A 21,085-nucleotide genomic window follows, 5' to 3' on the forward strand; every position below is an offset into this window, starting at 1 on the left:
GTCAGCTGCGGGCGTCGCCCACGTACGCCAGCAGATCGTCGTGGAGCAGGCCGTTGGAGGCCGCGGCGTTGCCGCTGTGCGGGCCCGGCCTGCCGTCCAGCCCGGTGAAGCGGCCGCCGGCTTCCTGTACCACGACGGCGCACGCCGCCATGTCCCACAGCGACAGCTCCGGCTCCGCGCAGATGTCCACGGCGCCCTCGGCGACCATCATGTACGGCCAGAAGTCGCCGTACGCGCGCGTGCGCCAGCAGTCGCGGCTCAGGGCGAGGAAGCCCGGGAGCTTGTCGCGCTCCTCCCAGCCGGTCAGCGAGGAGTACGCGAACGAGGCGTCCCGGATGCTGCCGACCTCGGAGACGCGCAGCCGGCTGGCGGAGGTCAGGCTGCGGCCGGTGAAGGCGCCCAGACCCTCGGCCGCCCACCAGCGACGGCCCAGCGCCGGGGCGGAGACGATGCCGACGACCGGGCGGTCGCGGCCCTCGCTCCGCTCCATCAGCGCGATCAGCGTGGCCCAGACCGGGACGCCGCGCACGTAGTTCTTGGTGCCGTCGATCGGGTCGATGATCCAGCGGCGCGGGCCGGTGCCCTCGGTGGAGCCGAACTCCTCGCCGAGGACGGAATCGCGCGGCCGGGCCCGCTGGAGATGACCGCGGATCAACTCCTCGGCGGCCTTGTCCGCCTCGCTGACCGGGGTCATGTCCGGTTTGGTCTCCACCTTGAGGTCGAGCGCCTTGAACCGCTCCATGGTGGCGGCGTCCGCGGCATCCGCGAGGACGTGTCCGAGACGGAGATCATCGTGATAGTCGGGCATGTACGAACAGTATCTACTGGTATGCACGGACAGCCACATGATCGGGCCCCGCCGGGCGGATACGCCCCGGACGGCCGCACGCGGCGCCCCTTGACAGTCCCCGACGGCGCCTCAATTCTGTGCGCACACCGGTCATATGGGACCGGGCAGGCGGGAGGCGACGATGCCGACAGTGCGGGAAGCCCTGCTCGACGCGGCCTACGCGGCGCTCGCGGACCGGCCCTGGACGGCGGTCCGGATGGTCGATGTGGCGGCCGCCGCCCGGGTCTCCCGGCAGACCCTCTACAACGAGTTCGGCAGCAAGTCCGGGCTGGCCCGCGCGCTGGTGCGCCGGGAGATGGAGGCGTATCTGGCCGGTGTCGAGCGGGCCCTGACGGAGACTTCGGGGGAGCGCGGCGGCCCGCCCGTACGGTCCGGAGCGCCGGCCGGCCGGACCGTCGGCCCGCCCGCTCCGGCCGGTGACGCGGCGGCCCGGGTCGCCGCTGCCGCCGCCTGGACGCTGCGCGTGGCGCGCACCAATCCGCTGGTCAGGGCCGCGTTGACCGGCTGCTGGGGCGACCGGTTGCCGCCCCGGTGCGCGGCCGGACCGCCGCCGGTGCGGCCCCGCGGCGCCCGGCGGGCCGTCCCGGCGCAGCGGCAGGGCGCGGGGGAGGGGACGCCGCCCGGGCCCACCGATCTCGTCGGCCGGTTCCGGGAGCGTGCGGTGGCCGCGCTGGCGCCGCACTGGCCGGACGAGGAGCTGCCCGCGCTGGACACCGCGTGCGAGGCGGCCGCCCGGCTCACCCTCTCCTGTGTCGTCGCGCCCGCCCGGCCGGAGCCGCCCGGTGGCGGTGCCCGTACGGCCGATGCGGGGCGGGACGCGGAGAGCGAGGCGGTGGCGCGGCTGGTGCGCGGGGCGTTCGCCCGGGCGCCGGGGCGGACCGGGCGCGCGGAGTCGGGCGGCTGACCTGCGCGGACGGCCGGGGCGCGGCCCAGGGGCGGCGCGCCGTGGGTCAGTGCGCCGAGCCCGACAGCTGCAGGCCGATGACGCCGGCGATGACGAGGCAGATGGAGACGATCTTGAGCGTGGAGGTCAGGTCGCCGAGGAAGACCATGCCGTAGACGGCGGTGCCGGCGGCGCCGATGCCCGTCCACACCGCGTACGCCGGGCCGACGTCCAGCTTCCGCAGCGACAGCGTCAGCAGGCCGAAGCTGCCGAGCGCGAACGCGGCGAACGCGATGGTCGGCCAGAGGCGGGTGAAGCCGTGCGACAGCTTGAGACAGACCGCGAACCCGGTCTCCAGGAGCCCCGCCACCACGACGAGCAGCCATGCCATGTCCCATGCCTCCGTCTGTCGGTGACCGCTACGTCCGTCTCGGTGTGATTATGCAGTTACCCCGGACGGTGGGCAGGGGATTGCGCCGCTCAGTCGCCCTCGCGTCGCTCGCGGGTCGCCAGCAGCCGGCGCAGCGAGTAGAGCCGCGCCGGATCGGCGTGCCCCTCGGCGACCCAGTCGTCCAGCGCGCAGTCCGGCTCGTCGTGGCTGCACGCCCGCGGGCAGCCGTCGGTGCCCGGCACCAGATCGGGGAAGGCCAGCACCACCCGCGAGGGATCGACGTGGTGCAGCCCGAACGAGCGGACGCCCGGTGTGTCGATCACCCAGCCGTCGTCGCCGGGCAGCGGCAGCGCCAGCGCCGAGGTGGTGGTGTGGCGGCCGCGGCCGGTGTGCGCGTTGACATGGCCGGTGGCCCGGCGGCGGTCCGGCACCAGGGCGTTGACCAGCGTGGTCTTGCCGACGCCGGAGTGGCCGACGAAGGCGGTCATCCGGCCGGCCAGCCGCTCGCGGACCCGGTCGGCGGCGGAACCGTCGGCCAGCTCGTCGCGGTTGGTGACGAGATAGGGGACGCCGAGCGCGCCGTACGACGCGAGCAGGGTGTCGGCCGGGGCGAGATCGGACTTGGTGAGCACCAGCAGCGGATCGAGCCCCGCGTCGTACGCCGCCACCAGACAGCGGTCGATCAGCCGGGGGCGCGGCTCCGGGTCGGCGAGGGCGGTGACGATGGCGAGCTGATCGGCGTTGGCGACGACGACGCGCTCGTAGGGATCGTCGTCGTCGGCCGTCCGGCGCAGCGTGGAGGTGCGCGGCTCGACGCGCACGATGCGGGCCAGGGTGTCCTTGGCGCCGCTGAGGTCGCCGACCACCGCGACCCGGTCGCCGACGACGGCGCTCTTGCGGCCCAGCTCACGGGCCTTCATCGCGGTGACCGTGCGGTCGTCGATGAGGACCGTCAGCCGCCCCCGGTCGACGGTCAGGACCAGGCCCTCGCTGGCGTCCTCGTGCTTGGGGCGGATGTTGGTACGCGGGCGGTTGCCCTTGCGGTTGGGACGGACCCGGACGTCGTCCTCATCGGGATTCTTGCCGTAGCGGCGCATGACGCGGAACCCTCAGCCTCTCCGGGCGGCCGGTGCGGCCGGGTCGAGCATGGCGTGCCACAGGGCGGGGAAGTCCGGGAGGGTCTTCGCGGTCGTCGCGACGTTCTCCACCTCCACCCCCTCGACGACGAGGCCGATGAGCGCCGCGGCGGTCGCCAGCCGGTGGTCCTCGTAGGTGTGGAAGACGCCGCCGTGCAGCGGGCGCGGGCGGATGTGCAGGCCGTCGGCGGTCTCGGTGACATCGCCGCCGAGGTTGTTCAGCTCCTTGGTGAGCGCGGCGAGGCGGTCCGTCTCGTGGAGCCGCAGATGGGCGACGCCGCGGAGCGTGGACGGGGAGTCGGCGAGGGCCGCGACGGCGGCGATGCCGGGGGTCAGCTCGCCGACCTCGCCGAGATCGACGTCGATGCCGTGGATCGCGCCGCCGCCGGTGAACGTCAGCCCCGCCTCGGTCAGCTCGCAGGAGCCGCCCATCGCCGTGAAGATCTCGCGCAGCGCGTCACCGGGCTGCGTGGTGTGCGCCGGCCAGTCCGGAACGGTGACGCGACCGCCGGTGACCAGCGCCGCCGCCAGGAACGGCTGGGCGTTGGAGAGATCCGGCTCGACGACCAGATCCCGGCCGAGCAGGGCGCCCGGGGTGACCCGCCAGACGTTCGGCTCGCCGCCCGCCTCCGGGGTGTCGACCTGGGCGCCGGCGGCGCGCAGCATGTCGACCGTCATCCGGATGTGCGGCATGGACGGCAGCGCGGTGCCGGTGTGCCGCACCTCCACGCCCTGGTTGAAGCGGGGCGCGGAGAGCAGCAGCGCGCTGACGAACTGGGACGAGGAGGAGGCGTCGACGGCGACCGGGCCGCCGTCGAGGGAGCCGGTGCCGTGCACCGTCATGGGGAGCGAGCCGCGGCCGTCGTCCTCGATCCGGGCGCCGAGGGCGCGCAGCGCCTCGATGACCCCGCCCAGCGGACGCTCGTACGAGCGCGGGTCGCCGTCGAAGCGGACCGGGCCGTCGGCGAGCGCGGCGAGCGGCGGCAGGAAGCGCATGACCGTGCCGGCGTTGCCGACGTCGACGGTGGCCGGGCCGCGCAGACCGGCCGGGATGATCCGCCACGCCTCGCCGCCGCCGGGCTCGGCGGAGCTGGAGGAGGCGGTCTCCTCGATGCCGACGCCCAGGGTGCGCAGCGCCTCGGCCATCAGGAGGGTGTCGCGGGAGCGGAGCGGGCGGCGCAGCCAGCCCGGCTCGGCGGCGAGGGCGGCGAGCACCAGACCGCGGTTGGTGACCGATTTCGAGCCGGGCACGGTGACGGTCGCATCGACCGCCCCCGAGGCGACGGGGGCGGGCCAGAGTGCGGGGAGTGCGGTGCTCTCGGTCATGCCCTCACTTTAATCGCTGGGCAAGGGTGCCCATCCTGATCAAAAACGGTGCGACTGCGACGTACCTGCGTCGCACACCGCGCTGATCAGGCAACCGTCCCGGCGCACCGCCGCCCGCGGCGTCCGCGATGCGCACGATCGGGGGATGCGCGCCCGGGGAGGGCCGGTTTCGCGGCGGCTTGAGCCGGAGCGGCGGGGTGCGGCGGCCCGCCGGACCGCCGCGGGGCGCGGGTCACAGGCCGAGCAGCCAGCGGCCGCCGCCGAACAGCGAGCAGAGCGTCACCACGTGGAACAGGCCGATCCAGACGAACGCCGGGGCGTGCGTCAGCCGGGCCAGCTGATCGGGGTCGGAGTCCGGCGCACCGCTCGGCGACCCCGGTCGCAGTGCGGGGCCGCGGCGGCGCTTGCGCTGCAGCTCGAACACCGGCCGGACGCCGCCGAGCAGCAGGAACCACACGGCCGCGTACGCGAAGGCCGCCTGGACGTCGGCGGGCGTCAGCCAGGAGACGAGGAGGAAGGCGGCGCCCGTCAGGACGACCGTGAGGACCCCGTAGGCGTTGCGGATCATCACCAGCATGACCAGGAGCAGCAGCGTCGCGCCCCACAGGAGCGCCGTGATGTGGCCGGCGGCCAGCAGCGCGGCGCCGGCGAGGCCCAGCAGGGACGGGGCGATGTACCCGGCCGCCGCGGTCAGGATCATGCCGAGACCGGTCGGTTTGCCGCGCGAGACGGTCAGACCCGAGGTGTCGGAGTGCAGCCGTATGCCCTCCAGGCGGCGGCCGGTGAGCAGCGCCAGCAGGCCGTGGCCGCCCTCGTGGGCGATGGTCACCGCGTTCCGGGTCAGCCGCCAGGCCGGGCGCGGCAGCACGGCCGCCAGCGCCAGCACCCCCGCCGCGACCACCAGCCAGACCGGCGGGTCGGGCTGGGCCCCGAAGACGCGGCTGCCTATGTCGGTGAGGCGATCGGTGTCCATGGCGTCCCTGTCGTCCCTTCGTATGGCCTGGCAGTGTGGCACGGCTGCCCGACGGTACGCGGCGGGTCGCGCGCCCGGGGCGCGGAGGGGGAGCGGGGGCGCGTCCGGGCGGGCGCGCGCCGGGCCGGCGGCCGGGGCGCCCGGTGTCCGCCGCGGCGGCCTACCCTGGTGGGTCAGCAGGTCAAAGGGGTGGATTGCCGTGTGTGGCAGGTATGCAGCGAGTCGTGGGCCCGAGGAGCTGACGGCGACCTTCGGGATCGGGCACCTGGTGCCCGAGGAGACGCTCGCCCCGGACTACAACATCGCCCCGACCGTCCCCGTACAGGCGGTCCTGGAGCGTCCCCTCAAGGGCGCCGCGGCGCGGGCGTTCCCCCCGGGGGCGCCGGTGCGGCAGCTGCGGACGCTGACCTGGGGGCTGGTGCCGTCGTGGTCGAACTCGCCGGACGGCGCCGCACGGATGATCAACGCGCGGGCCGAGACGGTCCACGAGAAGCCCTCGTTCCGCCAGGCGTTCGCCGCCCGCCGCTGCCTGCTCCCCGGGGACGGCTATTACGAGTGGGTGACCGCCCCCGAGGAACGGGAGCTGGAGGAGCGCGGGGTGAAGAAGCGCCCCCGTAAGCAGCCGTACTTCGTGACGCCCGCCGACGGTTCGGTGATGGCGATGGCCGGGCTGTACGAGTTCTGGCGCGATGCCACGCTCCCCGCCGACCACCCGCGGGCCTGGTGGGTGACGTGCGCGGTCATCACCACGGCGGCCGAGACCACGCCGCTGGCCGGGGCGGACGGCGGCGAGGGGCCGCAGTCGCTGGCCGACATCCACCCCCGGATGCCGCTGGTGATGACGCCCGACCGCTGGGACGCCTGGCTCGACCCGTCCCCCGCCGACCCCGAGGGGCTGCTCGCCCTGCTCGCCCCGCCCCCGGCCGGGCTGATGCGCGCGTACCCGGTGCCGACGGCCGTCAGCAACGTCCGCAACAACGGCCCCGAGCTGCTCACCGAACTCGACGGGCCCGAGGTGGGCACCCTGTTCTGAGGGGCGCGCCCCAGGGGCCGCCGGTCCGCCGCTCCGAGGAGGACACCCTTCGGAAGGCGGGTGCCCGCCGCTCCCGGTGGCGGGCCCGTGCGGCCGGGGCGTCCGCGGGGCGGCAGGATGGGCGTATGACTTCCGGTGTGCACGAGAGCGAGACGGTCGCCACGCCCGCGGGCGAGGCGCGGATCACCTGGTTCCGGGCGCCCGTGCCGGCCCGGGCGGTGCTGGCGGTCGGCCACGGCGCCGGGGGCGGTATCGAGGCGCGTGACCTGCGGGCGCTGGCCGCCGCGCTGCCGGGCCGCGGCTACACCGTCGCGCTCGTGGAGCAGCCGTGGCGGGTCGCCGGGAAGAAGGTGGCGCCGGCCCCCAAGACCCTCGACGCCGGGTGGACGGCGCTGTGGCCGGCCCTGGAGAAGCCCGGGCTGCCGGTCGTCGCGGGCGGCCGCAGCGCGGGGGCGCGGGTCGCCTGCCGCACCGCGCGCGAACTGGGCGCGCACGCCGTCCTCGCCCTCAGCTTCCCGCTGCACCCGCCGGGCCGCCCGGAGAAGTCCCGCGCCGACGAGCTGACCGCAGCCGGGGTGCCGACCCTCGTCGTCCAGGGCGGCCGGGACCCCTTCGGGCGCCCCGAGGAGTTCCCGCCCGGTACGGAGCTGCGGGAGCTGGCCCACGGGGACCACGGGTTCGCCGTCCCCAAGCGGGCCGGGGTCAGCGAGGAGGCCTCGATGGCGACGCTGGCGGACGCGGTGGCGGAGTGGCTCGACCAGCTCTTCGGCTGACCTGCGGCGCACGGGCCCGCGGCCCCGCCGGCCGGTGGCCCGCGGGCCCGGCCCACCGGCCTTCGCCCCCGGCGCGCCGTCTCACTCCGTCCGCCCCCGGGGCCGGGCGCGGACGTGCATCCGCTCGCCCTGCCGGCCGAAGAGGCTGAGCAGCTCGACCGGCTTGTCGTCCACGGGCCCGAACCAATGGGGCAGCCGGGTGTCGAACTCGGCCGCCTCGCCCGCCTTCAGCTCCACATCGCGGTCGGCCAGCAGCAGCCGCAGCCGTCCCGACAGGACGTACAGCCACTCGTACCCCTCGTGCGTGCGCTGCTCGGGCGGGCCCGGGACCGGGTCGACGACGAGCTTGAACGCCTGGAGGCCGCCCGGCTGCCGGGTCAGCGGCACGAACGTCATGTGCGCCCGGCGCTGCGGCACCGCCCGTACCCGGGGATCGCCCACCTCCGGGGCGCCGACCAGTTCGTCCAGCGGGACCTGGTGGGCACGGGCCAGCGGGAGCAGCAGCTCCAGGGTGGCGCGGCGGCGGCCGGACTCCAGGCGGGAGAGGGTGCTGACCGAGATGCCGGTCACCTCCGACAGCGCGGACAGGGTCACCGAGCGCTCCTGGCGCAGCCGCCGCAGCCGCGGTCCGACCTCGCCGAGCACCCGTTCGTACGTGTCATCCGTCATACCTCTATTGCCGAAGCGGCAACGCGGTTTGTCAAACTCGGTGTTCCGTGAGGCGCCGCGAAAAGGTGCGTCGGGCCGGGAATGCGCCGCGGGGCACGGCTGTTGAGGGTGGCGTAGGACGTCCGTACACCGCTTGCGCAGCACGAGGAAATGGGAGCCCGTCGCATGGGAATCGCCTGCCCCGCTCGTCCCGCCGCCGACCTGCGATGGCCCCAGACGCAGGTACCGCCGGCCGCTCCGGCTGGAGCGGCGGCGGTCCGGGATCGTCGTCTATTCTCCGAATCGAGTGGATCCGCATCCGGGTCCGTCACGGTGTTGGAGGAGGTGGGTCCGGTCACCGGTACCGACGCAGGGACCGACGGCGCGGCACAGGAGCACACCGCGGACCGGAAGGAGAGCGACGCCGAGCGCAACGCCCGCTTCGAGCGCGACGCCCTCACCTTCCTGGACCAGATGTACTCCGCCGCGCTGCGCATGACGCGCAATCCGGCCGACGCGGAGGACCTGGTGCAGGAGACGTACGCCAAGGCGTACGCGTCCTTCCATCAGTTCCGGGAGGGCACCAACCTCAAGGCGTGGCTGTACCGCATCCTGACCAACACCTTCATCAACTCCTACCGCAAGAAGCAGCGTGAGCCGCAGCGCAGCGCGGCGGAGGAGATCGAGGACTGGCAGCTGGCGCGCGCCGAGTCGCACATGTCCACCGGACTGCGCTCCGCCGAGTCGCAGGCGCTCGACCACCTCCCCGACTCCGACGTGAAGGCCGCACTCCAGGCCATTCCGGAGGAATTCCGCATCGCGGTCTATCTCGCGGACGTCGAGGGCTTTGCGTACAAGGAGATCGCGGACATCATGGGGACACCCATCGGCACGGTGATGTCCCGTCTGCACCGCGGCCGGCGCCAACTGCGCGGCATGCTGGAGGACTACGCCCGCGAGCGCGGGCTGGTCCCGGCCGGGGCAGGGGCTGCCGCGCAGGCACCGCAGCCGCACGACCGGAAAGGCTCGGGATCATGAGCTGCGGAGATCCGCACGACAAGGAATGCTCCGAGGTGCTCGACCACCTCTACGAGTATCTCGACCGTGAGATGCCGGAGGGGGAGTGCGAGAAGTTCCAGGTGCACATCGACGAGTGCTCGCCGTGCCTGGAGAAGTACGGCCTCGAACAGGCCGTCAAGAAGCTCGTCAAGCGCTGCTGCGGCCATGACGACGTCCCGCGCGACCTGCGGTCCAAGGTCATGGGCCGCATCGACCTGATCCGGGCCGGCGAGACCGTCCCCGAGGTCAGCGTCCTCGACCAGGCCCGTCACGACGCGGCCCGCAGCGACGACTCCACCGGCGCCCGGGGCGCGGACGGCACCGCCGATGCCGCCGCGTCCCCCGCCGAAGCGGCGGACTCCGCCGATGCACGCACCGAGGCAGCGCGCGCCGAATAACGCCGCGTATCACCCGAAGGAATGAGTGGCGGGGTTTTTCTCCGCCCTTGGCCCGCAATGGGCCGACGCGTCCGCCTGGCCCCCTCTATCCTCGCCGCACCCCCCACACCGCGTACGACGCTGCGCGGAACCGGGCCGTGTATTCGGGGAGGAGGGCGCGATGCGGGCACTGCCGCCGGCCGCGCGCGGCTGCATCACGGGAGCCGTCCTGGCCGCGGTGGCCTGCGCCGCCCCGGCCGTCCGGCTCGGGCCCGGCGCCCCCTGGGCGGACGCCGCGGCCCTGGCCGCCCTCCACGCGGGCTGCGAGACGCTGCGCCACCGCCCGCTCCCGGGCCTGCGGATCCCGGCCGGCACCGCACCGTTCCTCACGGCGCTGCCCGTGCTGCTGGCCGGGGTGTTCCTGCTGCCGCCGCCGCTGGCCGCGCTGGCCGCCGTCCCGGGCGCGCTGCTCGCCCCGGCCGAGGAGCCGGCCCGCACCGCCCGCCGCCTCTGGCACGCCGCGGAACTGGCCCTGGCCTGCTGGGCCGCCGCCCTCCTCTTCGACGCCGCCGCCGGGCCCCGGGCCCTCGCGTCCCCGCACTCCCCCCGGGTGCTGCTGCCCGCCCTCGCCGCCGCGACCGTCCTCTGCGCCGTGCTCGCCGCCCTCGACGGCGCGGTACGGATCACCGCCGAGGGAGCGCGGCCGCGCACCGCCTGGCGCGGACTGCTGCGCGGCTCCCTGGGCCCGCATCTGGTGCACGGCCCGGCCGGACTGATGACGGCGGTGCTCTGGCGCGGCGCGTACGGCCCGTCGGCGGCGCTGCTGGTGCTGCCGGCGATGTACCTCTCGTGTTGGGCCTTCGCCCAGTACCACCGGGAGCGCGCCGCCCACCGGGCCACCGTCCGCGCGCTGGTGCAGGCCGTCGACCTCAAGGACCGCTACACCCGCGGCCACGGCGAACGCGTCGGCCGCGCCTCGGTGATGATCGCCCGGGAGCTGGGCCTGCCCGCGGACCGTACGGAAGTGCTGCGGATCGCCGGGATCCTGCACGACGTCGGCAAGCTCGGCGTCCCCACCCGGCTACTCCGCAAGGAGGGCCCGCTCACCGATCAGGAACGCGCCCTGATCGAACTCCACCCCGAGTACGGCCACGAGATCGTCCGCGGCATCGGCTTCCTCGGGGAGGCGCGGGACGCGATCCTCCACCACCACGAGCGGCTCGACGGCCGCGGCTACCCCTACGGCCTCAAGGGCGCGCAGATCCCCGAGTGCGCCCGGGTGGTGGCCGTCGCCGACGCCTTCGACGCGATGACCTCCACCCGCTCCTACCGCCGCGCCCGACCCGTCCCGGCCGCAGTCGCCGAGCTGCGCAAATGCGCCGGGAAGCAGTTCGACCCGCGGATGGTGCGGGCGCTGGCCGCAGCCCTGGAACGGCACGGCTGGCACCCGGACCCGGCCCTGCCGGCCGACCCCGCCCCCGATCTGCCGTGCGGCCCGCCCCCGCTGCCGCAGCTGCCCGCGCCCGGCGCACGCCGCGGCGGCGCCACACCGCACGGCCGGCACGCCGCCGGGCGCGGCGGCCGCGCCCGGCACCACTCCGCCCGGCCCGGTGACGCGTGAGCGGCCCGGCCGCGGGCCCCGGCACCCTGCCGTCCCCCGGGGCGGCGCACCCCGAGGACGCCCCGGGGCGAGCGGCCCGGCCCGCCCCGGGCGCCGCCCTCGCCGTGGCGATCCGTACGGCCGCGGCCGCGCTGGCCCTGTGGGCCCTCGTCCACACCCTGCGGGCCGGTGTCGCGCAGCCCGGCGTCGCGCTGGCCTTCGGGGCGCTGATCGCGGTGGGCGAACTGGTCCGGCAGCGGCCCGCCGGGGCGCCCGGGGAGAGCGCACGCGCGCCCCTGGCGGCGGCCGGCGCGCTGGCGTACGCGCTGCTCGGCGAGGTCGCCGGGGCGCCCGCCCCGCACGGCGCGGCGCAGACCGTCGTGGTGGTCGGCCTCGCCCGCCTGGTGGGGACGGTGCCGCGGGCGGGCCGCGGACCGGCCGGCGACCGCCTGGCGCGGAACCTGCTGACCTGCGGCTGCGTCGCGATCTGCGTCCAGCCCCTGTACGCCGCCGGGGCCGGCCGGGGCCAGGTGCCGCTCCTGGTGCTGCTCGCGCTGCCGGCGCTCACCACGCTGGGCGACGCGCTCCTCACCGCCGCGTCCGCCCGGGCCCGCACCGGCCGCCCGTACGGGGCGCTGCTGCGCCGGGAGCTGCGGGCCTCCGGCGGGATCGGCGCGGCGGTCGGTGCCACCGGCGTGGCCATCGCGCCGGCCACGGCGGTCGCCGGGCTGTGGGCGCTGCCGGTGTTCGCGCTGCCGCTGCTGCTGACCCAGTGCGCGCTGCGCCGGTTCGCCGCCGCCCGGGCCACCCGCCGCCAGACCGTCGCCTCCCTGGCCCGCGCCACCGAGATCGCCGGGTACACCCCGCCCGGCCACGTCCGCCGGGTCGCCGTCCTCAGCCGCGCGGTCGGCGGGGAGCTGGGGCTGCGCGAGCCGGAGCTGGACCTCCTGGAGCACGCCGCGCTGATGCACGACATCGGGCAGCTGTCGCTCGTCGACCCGGTGCCGTCGGGGGCGACCGCGCCGCTGCCGCCCGCCGAGCAGCGCCGCATCGCCCTGCTCGGCGGCGCCGTCGTCCGGCAGACCGGCGTCCCCGCCGAGGTCGCCGTGATCGTCGAGCGGCAGGCCGATCCGTACCGTGAGCAGCCGGTGACCGCGCGCATCGTGCGGACCGTCAACGCGTACGACGACTGGGCGGGCCAGGCGGCCGGGGCCGGCGGGGCGCGGGCGCTGGAGCGGCTGCGGTCGGCGGGCGGGCCGGACTTCGAGCCGGGCGTCGTGGAGGCGCTCGCGCGGGTCCTGGCCCGCGGCGGCAGCACCGGGTGAGGCCGGTGGTGCCGCAGCCTTCCCCAGAGTTCCGCCCCTGGTGAACGCAGGGGGGAACCCATGGGTAATGAGCGCCTGCCGAGATGGGCATGGTTGGATGCGAAGGAAGCCCCGCCAAGGGGATTCAGGGGGAGCACGCAGGGCAAGGGAGCCGCAGGGGCCCCGGCGAAGACGCTGAGGCCGACGGCGTTCTGTGGCAGGTTGCCAGTGGGCGCCCGGGTGGCCCCGGGCGCCGCTCGGGACACCACCTCCAGCGGCATCGAGCAACCAGCAGGCGGGAATCGTGAAGATCTTCGGCAAGGTACGGCACCGGCCCTCCGCCTCGTGGCGGCAGGCGACCGACCGGGCTTTCACGCTGATCGGCGACGGCCGTTACGACGACGCGGGCGCGCTGCTGACGCGCGCCGCCGACATGGAGCCCTGGCTCTCGGAGTCCTGGTTCAACCTCGCCCTGCTGCACAAATTCCGGCACGACTGGGAGCAGGCCAGGGCCGCGGGGCTGCGCGCGGTGGCCCTGCTGGACCGCTCCCCGGGCGCGCCCGACTGGTGGAACGTCGGCATCGCCGCCACCGCCCTCCAGGACTGGCCGCTGGCCCGCCGCGCCTGGCAGGCGTACGGCCTGAAGGTCCCCGGCAGCGGTGTCACCCAGAGCGAGCCGTCCCAGATGGCGCTGGGCAGCGCCGCCGTGCGGCTGTCGCCCGAGGGCGAGGCGGAGGTCGTCTGGGGCCGCCGCCTCGACCCGGCCCGCATCGAGGTGCTGTCCATCCCGCTGCCGTCCTCCGGCCGCCGCTGGGGCGAGGTGGTGCTGCACGACGGCGTCCCGCACGGCGAGCGCACCACCGCCGCGGGCCCTTCGTACCCGGTCTTCGACGAGATCGAGCTGTGGGCGCCGTCGCCCGTCCCCACCTGGGTCGTCCTGCTGGAGGCCGCCACCGAGGCGGACCGGGACGCGCTGGAGCGGCTGGCGGCGGACGCCGGGTTCGCCGCCGAGGACTGGTCGTCGTCGGTGCGGCTGCTGTGCCGTACGTGTTCGGAGTCGAGCATGCCCAGCGACGAGGGCGACGGCGAGCACCTCGATCCGCACGACCACAGCGAGCCCGGCCACCCCGGGCCGCTCGGCCACCGCACCGCGGGTTCCGGATCGCTCTGGGTGCCCGAGCGGGAGTGCGGCATAGCGGCGCCCGCCGCCCTGGTGCGCGGGCTGCTGGACGGCTGGGTCGCGGACAGTCCGGACACCCGCGAGTGGCGTGATCTGGAAGAGGTCTGCTGACCGCCGCGGCGCCCCCGTAGGCTGGAGGGCGACTAATCAGGGTTCCAAGGAAGGCGTACGGCGGAGATGGCCCAGCAGCCTGTGTTTGATCAAGACGGTGAGCAGCGCGTGGACGAGTTCGTCGACGACACGACGGACGCGGCGGAGCGGGAGCTCGCGCACCGTGAGCGGGGTACGTCCCGGCCGATCACGGTTGTCGGCAACCCCGTGCTCCACAAGGAGTGCCAGGACGTCACGGAGTTCGGCGACGAGCTGGCGCAGCTGATCGACGACATGTTCGCCAGCCAGCGCACCGCCGAGGGCGTCGGCCTGGCCGCCAACCAGATCGGTGTGGACCTCAAGGTCTTCGTCTACGACTGCCCGGACGACAACGGCGTCCGCCACGTCGGCGCGGTCTGCAACCCCGTCCTCGACGAACTCCCGGCCGCCCGCCGGGTGCTGGACGACTCCAACGAGGGCTGCCTGTCGGTGCCGGGCGCCTACGCCGAGCTGGCCCGCCCCGACTACGCCGTCGTCCGCGGCCAGGACGCCAAGGGCAACCCGATCTCCGTCGAGGGCACCGGCTACTTCGCGCGCTGCCTCCAGCACGAGACCGACCACCTCTACGGCTACCTCTACATCGACCGCCTCTCCAAGCGGGAGCGGAAGGGCGCGCTGAAGCAGATGGCCGAGCAGGAGCCGCGCTACCCCGTCGTCGCCAACGACTGACCTGCCGGATGTGCCGAGCGGCCCGCGGACGGAATCCCCGTCCGCGGGCCGCTCGTCGTAGGTGAGCTACCGGCTCAGAAGTCGTCGTCGAACGAGACCGAACCCTCGACGGCGACCTGGTAGGCCGATGCCCGGCGCTCGAAGAAGTTCGTCAGCTCCTGGACGTTCTGCAGCTCCATGAAGGAGAACGGGTTCTCCGAGCCGAAGACCGGCGCGAAGCCCAGCCGCTGCAGGCGCTGGTCGGCGACGCACTGCAGGTACTCGCGCATCGACGCGGTGTTCATGCCCGGCAGGCCGTCCCCGCACAGGTCGTGCGCGAACTGCAGCTCCGCCTCGACGGCTTCCTTCAGCATCGCGGTGACCTGCTGCTCCAGCTCAGCGTCGAAGAGGTCCGGCTCCTCGCTGCGGACGGTGTCGACGACCGAGAATGCGAAGTCCATGTGCATCGTCTCGTCGCGGAACACCCAGTTGGTGCCGGTGGCCAGGCCGTGCAGCAGGCCGCGGGAGCGGAACCAGTACACGTAGGCGAACGCGCCGTAGAAGAACAGGCCCTCGATGCAGGCGGCGAAGCAGATGAGGTTGAGGAGGAAGCGGCGGCGGTCGGCCTTGGACTCCAGGCGGTCGAGGGACTCGACGGAGTCCATCCAGCGGAAGCAGAACTCCGCCTTCTCCCGGATGGACGGGATGTTCTCGACGGCGGCGAACGCGGCGGCGCGGTCGTCCGGGTCGGGCAGATAGGTGTCGAGCAGCGTCAGATAGAACTGGACGTGCACGGCCTCCTCGAAGAGCTGCCGGCTCAGGTAGAGCCGCGCCTCGGGGGAGTTGATGTGCTTGTACAGCGTCAGCACCAGGTTGTTGGCGACGATCGAGTCACCGGTGGCGAAGAACGCCACCAGACGGCCGATCAGGTGCTGCTCGCCCGGGGAGAGCTTGGCGAGGTCGGCGACGTCGGAGTGGAGGTCGACCTCCTCGACGGTCCAGGTGTTCTTGATCGCGTCGCGGTAGCGGTCGTAGAAGTCCGGGTACCGCATGGGCCGCAGGGTCAGCTCGAAGCCCGGGTCGAGGAGGTTCTTCGTGCCGGTGGTGGCGGTGTGCGCGGCGGCGGCGTGGGTTTCGGGGACGGCGGTCATTACTGGCAGGCCTCGCAGGACTCGGGGTTTTCCAGGGAGCAGGCGACCGCCTCGGGGTCGGCCTGCGGCAGCTGCGCGGGGACGGCCGCGCGGGCGGACTGCGCGATCCGGGTCGCCGGACGCGAGCGCAGGTAGTACGTGGTCTTGATGTCGCGCTTCCAGGCGTAGGCGTACATCGAGCTGAGCTTGCCGATGGTCGGCGACGCCATGAAGAGGTTCAGCGACTGGCTCTGGTCGAGGTACGGCGTACGGGCCGCGGCCATGTCGATCAGGGCGCGCTGCGGGATCTCCCAGGCGGTGCGGTACAGCGCACGGGTCTCCTCGGGGATCCACGCGACGTCCTGGACCGAGCCGTTGGCGTCGCGCAGCGCGTCCCGGGTGCGGGCGTCCCACAGCCCCAGCGCCTTCAGCTCCTCGATCAGGTACGCGTTGACCTGGAGGAACTCGCCCGACAGGGTCTCGCGCTTGAAGAGGTTGGAGACCTGCGGCTCGATGCATTCGTAGACGCCCGCGATGGAGGCGATCGTCGCGGTCGGGGCGATCGCCAGCAGCAGCGAGTTGCGCATACCGGTCGCGGCGACGCGGGCGCGCAGCGCGGCCCAGCGGTCCGCCCAGAGCGGTTCGGCGTCCGGGTAGTGGTCGGGGTGGAGCACGCCGCGGGCGGTACGGGTCGCCGGCCACGCCTGGTGCGGGCCGTGCCGCTCGGCGAGGTCCGCGGACGCCTCGTACGCGGCGAGCATGATCCGCTCGGAGATCCGGGTGGACAGCGCGCGCGCCTCGGGCGAGTCGAACGGCAGCCGCAGCCGGAAGAAGACGTCCTGGAGGCCCATCAGGCCCAGACCCACCGGACGCCAGCGGGAGTTGGAGGCCGCCGCCTGCTCGGTCGGGTAGAAGTTGATGTCCACCACGCGGTCGAGGAAGGTCACGGCGGTGCGGACGGTGGCGTCGAGGCGCTCCCAGTCCATCGCGTGCTCCCAGCCGGCCGCCACATCGCCGAGGTGGGCGGCGAGGTTGACGGAGCCGAGGTTGCAGACCGCGGTCTCGCCGTCGTCGGTGACCTCCAGGATCTCGGTGCAGAGGTTGGAGGAGTGGACGACCCTGCCGGGCTCGGCGGTCTGGTTGGCGGTGCGGTTGGCGTGGTCCTTGAAGGTCATCCAGCCGTTGCCGGTCTGCGCCAGCGTCCGCATCATCCGGGAGTACAGCACCCGCGCCGGGACCTGCTTGGTGGCGCGGCCCTCGGCCTCCGCCCTGCGGTACGCGGCGTCGAACTCCTCGCCCCACAGGTCGACCAGCTCCGGCGCGTCCGAGGGGGAGAACAGCGACCAGTCGGCGTCGGCCTCGACGCGGCGCATGAACTCGTCGGGGATCCAGTGCGCGATGTTGAGGTTGTGGGTGCGCCGCGCCTCCTCGCCGGTGTTGTCGCGCAGCTCCAGGAACTCCTCGATGTCCGCGTGCCAGGTCTCCAGGTAGACGCAGGCGGCGCCCTTGCGCCGGCCGCCCTGGTTGACCGCCGCGACGGAGGCGTCGAGCGTCCGCAGGAACGGCACGATGCCGTTGGAGTGCCCGTTGGTGCCGCGGATCAGCGAACCGCGGGCCCGGATACGGGAGTACGAGAGGCCGATGCCGCCGGCGTGCTTGGAGAGCCGGGCGACCTGGTGGTAGCGGTCGTAGATCGAGTCCAGCTCGTCCAGCGGCGAGTCCAGCAGATAGCAGGACGACATCTGCGGATGGCGGGTGCCGGAGTTGAAGAGGGTGGGGGAGGAGGGCAGGTACGACAGCGAGCTGGTCAGGCGGTACAGCTCGGCGACGTCGGCCAGCGCCCGCGCCGAGTCGTCCTCGGCCAGCCCGCAGGCGACCCGGAGCAGGAAGTGCTGCGGGGTCTCGATGACCTGCCGGGTGGTGGGGTGGCGCAGCAGGTAGCGGGAGTGGACGGTGCGCAGCCCGAAGTAGCCGAAGCGGTCGTCGGCGCCGTCGGCCAGCGCCCGGGTGACGAGGGCGTCCAGCTCGGCGGCGTGGGTGGCGACGAACGCGGCGGTGGAGTCGGCGATCAGGCCCTCGCGGTGGCCTGTTGCGACCGACGCGGAGAACGAGACGGCGCCCTCGGCCGCGGCCTCCTCGGCGATGGCGAGGGTCAGCAGGCGCGCGGCGAGCTTGGAGTACTGCGGCTCGTCGCCGATCAGCCCGGCGGCGGCGTCGATCGCCAGCTCCCGCAGCCCGGCCTCGTCGGAGCCGGGGTGGCGGCCGCGGAGCGCGGCGGCGGCGACCTTGCCCGGGTCGGTGGCGGTCAGGTCGGCGGTCAGCTCGGTCAGGGTGCGCAGCAGGGCGGTGCCGGGCGGATCCTGGCCGGGGACGCCGGCGGGGAACGTGGCCGTCTCAAGCGCTGCGGCCTCGGCGTCGGTCGCGGACTGCGGTGGCGCGGTGGTCACGTGGTGCTCTCCCTCACTCGGCGGGGGCCGGAGGGAGGCGCGACGGACGGCCGCGGCAGGCGGCGGCGCCCGGCGGCACTCGGGGTGCGCGGGCGCGCGGCGACCCGCGCGGCGTCCACCGGCCCATCCCTCGGGGCCCGGACATCTCGACGTCCGGCCAAGGCGGCGCGGACGTACCATCGGCAGGTCTTCGGACTCACGGGGCGCACACCGGCCGGGCCGGTCGACATCATGGGATATCTGCGCTCTCGTACACCGTTGCGGGACAGTTCCGGACTCACACCGGATTCCCCTGCGGCGACAGCGAGGACGAGCATACATGTGGTGGTGGGGTCTTGAGCGCACCCCCATATCTAGTGCGGTGTGGCGGCGGGCGGTGACTGTCAGCGGTCTCGGATATCGTCGGTACCGCAGTCCCTGCAGGGCTTGGCGACGCACGAGGAGGCTCCCGTGACCGCGCTCATCGACCGGCCGCACGGCACGCTCACCGATTACTTCGAGGAAGCCGCCCGGATAATCGACCGGGCGGAAGAAGGCGCGCGGTTGGAACTCATCAACGGGAAGATCAGGAGCAAGGCCGTGCCGGACGGGGACCACGGGCGGATCATCCAGTGGCTGACGCGCATCTGCATGCAGCACCGGCCCGAGCTGTGGCTCAACCCCGACCAGGGCCTCAAAGTCGAGACGTACCGCAGTGGGCGAGCGCGCCCGGACGGTTCCCTCGCGGCCAGTGACGCGTTCGTCGGGCAGGGCGAGTGGGCCGATCCCGACCCCGTGCTGATGGTCGTCGAGGTCACCTCCCACGACGGGGACACCGACCGCCGCGACCGGGTGGAGAAGCCGCGCGCCTACGCGGAGTCCGGGATCCCGCTCTGCCTGCTGATCGACCGGGAGACCTGCGAGGTGACCCTCTTCAGCGAGCCGGACGGCTCCCGTTACGAGGACGCCCACACCGTCCCGTTCGGCAAGCCGCTCCAGCTGCCGGACCCGGTGAACATCACGCTGGAGACCGAGCCGCTCAAGGACTGGGTGAGCTGACCCCGGCTCGAAGCAACAGGCCGCCGCACCCCCAAAGGGATGCGGCGGCCTGCGGCGGAAGCGGCGTGTCCGGGGCTCAGCGGCCCGCCGGGACGTCCGCCGTGGCGGGCGGGAGGTCCGGGGTGACGCCTGCGTCGCCGACGTCCGCGGTGTAGTCGCCGGGGCTGGTCTCGTCGGTGCCCTCGGGGGCCTTGAGGGCGCGCAGGACGACGGTGAGGACGACCGTCACCACGACGTTGAGGACGAACGCGGTCAGGCCGATGTAGCCGATCTGGCCGATGCCGGGGATCTCCGCGCTGGAGCCGCCGAAGTGGGCCTGCGTCGGGCTCGCCACGCCGTAGGCGGCGAGCGTGCCGTAGACCATGCCGACCGCCCAGCCGGCCAGCAGCGCCCAGCGGTGGAACCAGCGGGTGAACAGGCCGCCGACCAGCGACGGCATGGTCTGCAGGATCCAGATGCCGCCCAGCAGCTGGAAGTTGATCGCCACGGTCTTGTCCATGCTCAGGACGAAGACCAGCGCACCGACCTTCACCAGCAGCGACACCAGCTTCGCGACCTTGTGCTCCTGCTCGGGCGTGGCGCCGGGTTTGACGAAGTCCTTGTAGACGTTGCGGGTGAAGAGGTTGGCCGCGGCGATGGACATGATCGCGGCGGGCACCAGCGCGCCGATGCCGATCGCGGCGAACGCCACGCCGGTGAACCAGCTCGGGAACATGTCCTCGAAGAGCTGCGGGATGGCGAGTTGGGCGTTGCCGTGGGTCTCGGTGCCCGCCTTGATCGCCATGAAGCCGAGCAGCGCGAGGAAGCCCAGCATCAGCGAGTACAGCGGCAGGATCGTGGTGTTGCGGCGGATCACGTTGCGGCTGCGGGAGGAGAGCGTCGCGGTGATCGAGTGCGGATACATGAACAGCGCGAGCGCCGAGCCGAGCGCCAACGTGGCGTACGCCCACTGACTGTTGGGGCCGCTGGCCAGCTCACCGCGGGGTTTGCCGGTCGGGCCCGGTTCGGCGAACGCCTTGCCCGCCGCGTGGAAGATCGCGTCGAACCCGCCGAGCTTGATCGGGATGTAGACGATCGCGACGGCGATGACCAGGTAGATCAGCCCGTCCTTGACGAACGCGATCAGCGCCGGGGCGCGCAGGCCGGAGGAGTAGGTGTACGCGGCGAGCACCGCGAAGGCGATCAGCAGCGGCAGGTCCTTGACGAACCAGTTGGTGTCCTCGCCGCCACCGACGCCCATCACGTCCAGGACCGCCTGGATTCCGACGAGTTGGAGGGCGATGTACGGCATCGTCGCCAGGATGCCGGTCAGCGCGACGGCCAGCGACAGGCCCTTCGAACCGAAGCGTCCGCGCACGAAGTCGGAGGTGGTGACGTAGCCGTGCTTGTGTGAGACGGACCAGAGGCGGGGCAGGAAGGTGAAGATCAGCGGGTACACGAGGATCGTGTACGGCACCGCGAAGAAGCCGGAGGCGCCCGCCGCGTAGATCGCGGCGGGGACGGCCACGAAGGTGTACGCGGTGTAGAGGTCGCCGCCGAGCAGGAACCACGTCACCCAGGTGCCGAAGCTGCGGCCGCCCAGCCCCCATTCGTCGAGGTTGGCGGACTGCTCGGCCTTGCGCCAGCGGGCCGCGAGGAAGCCCATGACGGTGACGGCGATGAAGAAGAGGACGAAGACGGTGAGGGCGACGCCGTTGACGCCCTCGGCGCCGGCCGCGGCGAGCGCGGAGGAGGGGAGCGTCACTTGGCCGCACCGCCCTTACGTGCGCGGTTCTCCCGCTGGACCAGCTTGTACGCGACCATCGTCAGCGCCGTGGAGATCAGCACCCACAGCATCTGGTACCAGTAGAAGAACGGGATGCCGATGAGCGTCGGCTCGATCTTCGCGTACGAGCCCACCCAGAGCATCGCCACGAAGGGGGCGATCAGGCAGAGTCCGGCCACCACGCGCGTCGGTGTGACGACCTGTCTGGAAGGGGGTGTTCCGTCGTGCTCCGGCATGGCCGCTCCGTCCCTGACGATCTCCTGCGATGGGCTGGAAATCTATGGCAGGTTCGCGTCAGCCGTCACTAGGTGTCCGCATATCGGTACGGCAACGGCGGCCATCGGAGCGGCCCTTGAGGGCGCGTGGGAGGCCGC

The 21,085-nt window shown here is 73.7% G+C and carries 20 protein-coding genes and 1 riboswitch; of the genes, 10 read left to right on the forward strand and 10 right to left on the reverse strand.

Features of this window, described 5'->3' with window-relative positions:
* Position 1: 1 nt before the first annotated feature.
* Positions 2-808, reverse strand: a complete 807-nt coding sequence (gene hisN, locus ABT345_RS10880) for a histidinol-phosphatase (protein ID WP_345086398.1) — start codon at positions 806-808, stop codon at positions 2-4.
* A 163-nt stretch (positions 809-971) separates the two neighbouring features.
* Here hisN and ABT345_RS10885 point away from each other — a divergent pair, with 163 nt between their 5' ends.
* Positions 972-1,754, forward strand: coding sequence for a TetR/AcrR family transcriptional regulator (locus tag ABT345_RS10885; protein ID WP_345086396.1), 783 nt, complete (start codon positions 972-974; stop codon positions 1,752-1,754).
* Between the two features lie 46 nt (positions 1,755-1,800).
* On the opposite strand, the gene ABT345_RS10890 is transcribed toward ABT345_RS10885, so the two are convergent.
* From ABT345_RS10890 to ABT345_RS10905, 4 genes are all read right to left on the reverse strand, one after another.
* The gene (locus tag ABT345_RS10890; protein ID WP_345086394.1) at positions 1,801-2,124 is read right to left on the reverse strand and encodes a DMT family transporter; all 324 of its coding nucleotides are present in this window, start codon (positions 2,122-2,124) and stop codon (positions 1,801-1,803) included.
* A gap of 89 nt (positions 2,125-2,213) precedes the next feature.
* Positions 2,214-3,221, reverse strand: coding sequence for a ribosome small subunit-dependent GTPase A (rsgA, locus tag ABT345_RS10895; protein ID WP_345086392.1), 1,008 nt, complete (start codon positions 3,219-3,221; stop codon positions 2,214-2,216).
* 12 nt (positions 3,222-3,233) lie between these two features.
* Entirely contained in the window at positions 3,234-4,586 is a 1,353-nt protein-coding gene (gene aroA, locus ABT345_RS10900) for a 3-phosphoshikimate 1-carboxyvinyltransferase (RefSeq protein WP_345086389.1), read from the reverse strand.
* Positions 4,587-4,818: 232 nt separating this feature from the next.
* On the reverse strand, positions 4,819-5,559 hold the full coding sequence (locus ABT345_RS10905; protein ID WP_345086387.1) for a M50 family metallopeptidase: 741 nt from the start codon (positions 5,557-5,559) through the stop codon (positions 4,819-4,821).
* A gap of 199 nt (positions 5,560-5,758) precedes the next feature.
* On the opposite strand from ABT345_RS10905, the gene ABT345_RS10910 reads away from it, so the two are divergent.
* On the forward strand, positions 5,759-6,592 hold the full coding sequence (locus tag ABT345_RS10910) for an SOS response-associated peptidase (RefSeq protein WP_345086385.1): 834 nt from the start codon (positions 5,759-5,761) through the stop codon (positions 6,590-6,592).
* Positions 6,593-6,717: 125 nt separating this feature from the next.
* A complete protein-coding gene (locus tag ABT345_RS10915) occupies positions 6,718-7,365 on the forward strand; it encodes an alpha/beta hydrolase family protein (protein WP_345086383.1) in 648 nt (215 codons plus the stop codon).
* A gap of 81 nt (positions 7,366-7,446) precedes the next feature.
* Here the strand turns inward: ABT345_RS10915 and ABT345_RS10920 are convergent, their stop codons facing one another.
* Positions 7,447-8,034 carry a helix-turn-helix domain-containing protein gene (locus tag ABT345_RS10920; protein ID WP_345086381.1) on the reverse strand — a complete coding sequence of 196 codons (588 nt, stop codon included), beginning with the start codon at positions 8,032-8,034 and terminating at the stop codon, positions 7,447-7,449.
* A 324-nt stretch (positions 8,035-8,358) separates the two neighbouring features.
* Here ABT345_RS10920 and ABT345_RS10925 point away from each other — a divergent pair, with 324 nt between their 5' ends.
* The 6 genes from ABT345_RS10925 to def all read left to right on the forward strand — a co-directional run bounded on the left by ABT345_RS10925 (position 8,359) and on the right by def (position 14,352).
* Positions 8,359-9,051 carry a sigma-70 family RNA polymerase sigma factor gene (locus ABT345_RS10925; RefSeq protein WP_345086682.1) on the forward strand — a complete coding sequence of 231 codons (693 nt, stop codon included), beginning with the start codon at positions 8,359-8,361 and terminating at the stop codon, positions 9,049-9,051.
* Positions 9,048-9,470, forward strand: coding sequence for a mycothiol system anti-sigma-R factor (rsrA, locus tag ABT345_RS10930; RefSeq protein WP_345086378.1), 423 nt, complete (start codon positions 9,048-9,050; stop codon positions 9,468-9,470). The genes ABT345_RS10925 and rsrA overlap by 4 nt, the downstream gene beginning before the upstream one ends.
* Positions 9,471-9,630: 160 nt before the next feature.
* Positions 9,631-11,070 (forward strand): HD domain-containing phosphohydrolase, encoded by a 1,440-nt coding sequence (locus tag ABT345_RS10935; protein ID WP_345086376.1) that lies wholly within the window; start codon positions 9,631-9,633, stop codon positions 11,068-11,070.
* On the forward strand, positions 11,067-12,374 hold the full coding sequence (locus tag ABT345_RS10940) for an HD-GYP domain-containing protein (RefSeq protein WP_386459259.1): 1,308 nt from the start codon (positions 11,067-11,069) through the stop codon (positions 12,372-12,374). The genes ABT345_RS10935 and ABT345_RS10940 overlap by 4 nt, the downstream gene beginning before the upstream one ends.
* A 283-nt stretch (positions 12,375-12,657) precedes the next feature.
* Positions 12,658-13,644: a tetratricopeptide repeat protein gene (locus ABT345_RS10945; protein ID WP_345086374.1), complete on the forward strand. Its 987-nt coding sequence runs from the start codon at positions 12,658-12,660 to the stop codon at positions 13,642-13,644.
* Positions 13,645-13,710: 66 nt separating this feature from the next.
* A complete protein-coding gene (gene def / locus ABT345_RS10950; RefSeq protein ID WP_345086371.1) occupies positions 13,711-14,352 on the forward strand; it encodes a peptide deformylase in 642 nt (213 codons plus the stop codon).
* Positions 14,353-14,426: 74 nt separating this feature from the next.
* Here the strand turns inward: def and ABT345_RS10955 are convergent, their stop codons facing one another.
* Both ABT345_RS10955 and ABT345_RS10960 read right to left on the reverse strand, forming a co-directional pair.
* On the reverse strand, positions 14,427-15,482 hold the full coding sequence (locus tag ABT345_RS10955) for a ribonucleotide-diphosphate reductase subunit beta (RefSeq protein WP_345086368.1): 1,056 nt from the start codon (positions 15,480-15,482) through the stop codon (positions 14,427-14,429).
* Positions 15,482-17,908 (reverse strand): ribonucleoside-diphosphate reductase subunit alpha, encoded by a 2,427-nt coding sequence (locus ABT345_RS10960; protein ID WP_386459254.1) that lies wholly within the window; start codon positions 17,906-17,908, stop codon positions 15,482-15,484. The genes ABT345_RS10955 and ABT345_RS10960 overlap by 1 nt, the downstream gene beginning before the upstream one ends.
* A gap of 164 nt (positions 17,909-18,072) precedes the next feature.
* Positions 18,073-18,229, reverse strand: a riboswitch (cobalamin riboswitch).
* A 129-nt stretch (positions 18,230-18,358) separates the two neighbouring features.
* Between ABT345_RS10960 and ABT345_RS10965 the strand changes: the two genes are divergently transcribed.
* Complete coding sequence (locus tag ABT345_RS10965) at positions 18,359-18,946, forward strand: Uma2 family endonuclease (protein WP_345086366.1); 588 nt, start codon at positions 18,359-18,361, stop codon at positions 18,944-18,946.
* A 76-nt stretch (positions 18,947-19,022) separates the two neighbouring features.
* On the opposite strand, the gene mctP is transcribed toward ABT345_RS10965, so the two are convergent.
* The gene (gene mctP, locus ABT345_RS10970) at positions 19,023-20,690 is read right to left on the reverse strand and encodes a monocarboxylate uptake permease MctP (protein WP_386459251.1); all 1,668 of its coding nucleotides are present in this window, start codon (positions 20,688-20,690) and stop codon (positions 19,023-19,025) included.
* Positions 20,687-20,947, reverse strand: a complete 261-nt coding sequence (locus tag ABT345_RS10975) for a DUF3311 domain-containing protein (RefSeq protein ID WP_345086364.1) — start codon at positions 20,945-20,947, stop codon at positions 20,687-20,689. Before ABT345_RS10975 ends, mctP begins: the two co-directional genes overlap by 4 nt.
* Positions 20,948-21,085 lie beyond the last annotated feature (138 nt).

This window comes from Streptomyces sp. NPDC000404, from assembly GCF_040300365.1.
Lineage (GTDB): Bacteria > Actinomycetota > Actinomycetes > Streptomycetales > Streptomycetaceae > Streptomyces > Streptomyces ramulosus.

Bases quoted from the DNA above. Each gene is read 5' to 3' on its own strand.
- hisN (WP_345086398.1), bottom strand. From the start codon at position 808: ATGCCCGACTATCACGATGATCTCCGTCTCGGACACGTCCTCGCGGAT.
- ABT345_RS10885 (WP_345086396.1), top strand. From the start codon at position 972: ATGCCGACAGTGCGGGAAGCCCTGCTCGACGCGGCCTACGCGGCGCTC.
- ABT345_RS10890 (WP_345086394.1), bottom strand. From the start codon at position 2,124: ATGGCATGGCTGCTCGTCGTGGTGGCGGGGCTCCTGGAGACCGGGTTC.
- rsgA (WP_345086392.1), bottom strand. From the start codon at position 3,221: ATGCGCCGCTACGGCAAGAATCCCGATGAGGACGACGTCCGGGTCCGT.
- aroA (WP_345086389.1), bottom strand. From the start codon at position 4,586: ATGACCGAGAGCACCGCACTCCCCGCACTCTGGCCCGCCCCCGTCGCC.
- ABT345_RS10905 (WP_345086387.1), bottom strand. From the start codon at position 5,559: ATGGACACCGATCGCCTCACCGACATAGGCAGCCGCGTCTTCGGGGCC.
- ABT345_RS10915 (WP_345086383.1), top strand. From the start codon at position 6,718: ATGACTTCCGGTGTGCACGAGAGCGAGACGGTCGCCACGCCCGCGGGC.
- ABT345_RS10920 (WP_345086381.1), bottom strand. From the start codon at position 8,034: ATGACGGATGACACGTACGAACGGGTGCTCGGCGAGGTCGGACCGCGG.
- rsrA (WP_345086378.1), top strand. From the start codon at position 9,048: ATGAGCTGCGGAGATCCGCACGACAAGGAATGCTCCGAGGTGCTCGAC.
- ABT345_RS10935 (WP_345086376.1), top strand. From the start codon at position 9,631: ATGCGGGCACTGCCGCCGGCCGCGCGCGGCTGCATCACGGGAGCCGTC.
- def (WP_345086371.1), top strand. From the start codon at position 13,711: ATGGCCCAGCAGCCTGTGTTTGATCAAGACGGTGAGCAGCGCGTGGAC.
- ABT345_RS10955 (WP_345086368.1), bottom strand. From the start codon at position 15,482: ATGACCGCCGTCCCCGAAACCCACGCCGCCGCCGCGCACACCGCCACC.
- ABT345_RS10975 (WP_345086364.1), bottom strand. From the start codon at position 20,947: ATGCCGGAGCACGACGGAACACCCCCTTCCAGACAGGTCGTCACACCG.